1 protein-coding gene is annotated in these 2,446 nt (G+C 67.5%); it reads right to left on the bottom strand.

The features are described from left to right. A partial coding sequence (locus AB0D14_RS44845; protein ID WP_362791275.1) for a condensation domain-containing protein occupies positions 1–2,446 on the bottom strand: 2,446 nt, incomplete at both ends.

The raw sequence follows: 2,446 nt of genomic DNA, 5'->3' as shown, positions 1-2,446 counted from the left end.
CAGCAGACCCACCATGGAGTCCATACCCTCGATCTGACCACCACGCCCCGACGACGTCACACCGAACACCACATCATCACTACCCGAGTACAGCGACATCACCAACGCCCACGCACCCTGCACCACCGTATTCACCGTCAGCCGATGCCGCCGCGCGAACTCCGCCAGGCCGTCGCGCGCGACCGTCGTCGGCAAGGTGACACGGACCTCGGCCTGGCCCTGCTCACCGGTGGGGTGCTCCACGCCCAGGCGCGTCGGCTCGGTGACACCGGCCAAACGTTCACGCCAGTACTGCCGTGCCTCGTCCAGATCCTGCTCCGCCATCCAGCTCACGAAGTCACGGAACGGGGCACGCGCAGACAGCTGCGGCCGCTGCCCCGCGCGGAACGCGTGATAGGCCTCCAACACCTCCCCCAGCACGATGGGGTCGCTCCATCCGTCCATGAGCAGATGGTGGTAGCTCCACACCAGTTGGTGTCGTCCCTCCGCCAGCCGGATCACGGCGATACGAGCCAACGTCGGAGCCTCGAAGTCGGCACCTCGGACCCAGTCGGCCTTCAGATGGTCCGCGAGCGCCTGCTCGCCTGCCTCCGTGAAGTCCAGTACCTCCAGCGGAAGCGGGACGGCACGCGACACCACGGCGAGTGGCTCGGGGACCTCGTCCCACACGACCGTGGTGCGCAGCGCCTCATGCCGGGTGAAGACCAGTTCCCAGGCGTGGCGCAGAGCCGCCAGATCCAGCTCACCCTCCAGCAACAGCCCGTTCTGCACCCAGTACATGCCGGGCTCACTCGCCAGCTGGGTGTGGAACAGCATCCCCTGTTGCAATGCCGTCAGCGGATAGATGTCCTCGACCGGCGTCGTCATCCGTCCCGCAACCAGGTCAACCCCAGCCTGGTCAAGGCCCGCCAACGGGAAGTCCGACGGCGTATAGCCACCGACATCTTCACGACAGCAGTAGTCGATCAGTTCGTCCAGTACCTCGACATACCGTCGTGCCAAACGGTCGACCGTCGCCTCGTCATGGATCTGACCGCTGTATGTCCACTTCGTCTCCAGGCGTCCGTCGACCACGAGGCTGTTGATCTCGATCAGGTGGGTGCGCTCACCCTCCGTCGACTGCGCGTCGCCCACCGAACCCGGCCGCAGCCGGAGCAGTCCGCCGCCCTCCTCGGCCGCCCGGCCCGTGTTTTCCTGCTGTGGCACCTGGACCGTCCGGCCAGAGTAGTTGAAGAGCACCTCAGCGCTGATGCCCGAGCCGGGCGTCCGGTCGGTGAGGTGGCGCAGGAGCCCGTAGCTCAGACCGCGACGAGGTACGGCCCGCAGGTTCTCCTTGGTACGGCGAAGGGCCGCGCCCAGGTCGCCGTCGGTGACCGCGTCGAGTGCCACGGGGTACACGCTGGTGAACCAGCCGACCGTCCGCAACACGTCGATGTCGGCACCCACGTCCTCACGGCCATGGCCCTCCAGATCGACCACGACCGACGGCGCCCGGCACCACTCGGCCAGCACCGCGCCCAGCACACACAACAGCACGTCATTGATCTGCGTCCGGAACGCCGCCGGCACCTCACGCAGAAGCCGGTTCGTCTGCTCCGCCGAGAGACCGGCCCCGAGGTCGCGCACCGAGGCGTGCACGTTGAGTCCGTCATGGTCACGCGGCAGTCGCCCGACCGCCGCCTCTTCGGTGCGTCGCCAGTATGCGGCGTCGCCCGTCAGTTCCTCCGATCGGGCCAGTTCTGTGAGCCGCTCCGACCAGGCCGTGAACGAGGTCGTCTTGGCTGGCAGTTCGGCCTGCTCGCAGGCCAGGGTCAGGTCCTCCAACAGGATCGGCCACGAGATGGTGTCCATCACCAAGTGGTGCACCACGATCAGCAACAGCTGCGCGTTGTCGCCGCGTTCGATGAGGACAGCGCGCAGCAGCGGCCCGTCCGCGAGATCCAGACTCGCCTGTGCCTGCACGCCACGGGCCTCGACGGTCTCCCACTCGCTCCCGTCGACCACCCACAACAGTTCGGAGGGCTCGTCTGCGACCGTCCGGCCCGTCCAGCGGCCACCGTCACGGACGAACCGTGAACGCAGCGCGTCGTGCTGCGCAAGCACCGCGTGCAGGGCAGCCCGCACCGCCTCGGGCTCGATCCGCTCGGTGATCTCAAGCAAGGCAGACTGGTTGAAGTGCCAGGGCTCGGGCGTCTCCCGCTCCAGGAACCACCGCTGGATCGGCGACAGCGGGAATTCACCCACCACGAGACCCTGTTCGGCATCGATCAAGCTGCCTGCGCCTGCCACTGACGCCAGCCCCGCCACCGTCTGATGGTCGAACAGCTGCGCCACCGACACGTAGACGCCCAGCTCGCGTGCGCGTGCGACGGTTTGGATGCTGATGATCGAGTCGCCGCCCAGCTCGAAGAAGTTGTCCTCGACACCGACCCGCTCCACCCCCAGC

Origin of the sequence: Streptomyces sp. NPDC048484 (genome assembly GCF_040651415.1) — a bacterium.
Classification (GTDB): domain Bacteria; phylum Actinomycetota; class Actinomycetes; order Streptomycetales; family Streptomycetaceae; genus Streptomyces.
This window is presented reverse-complemented; position numbering and strand designations above follow the sequence as displayed.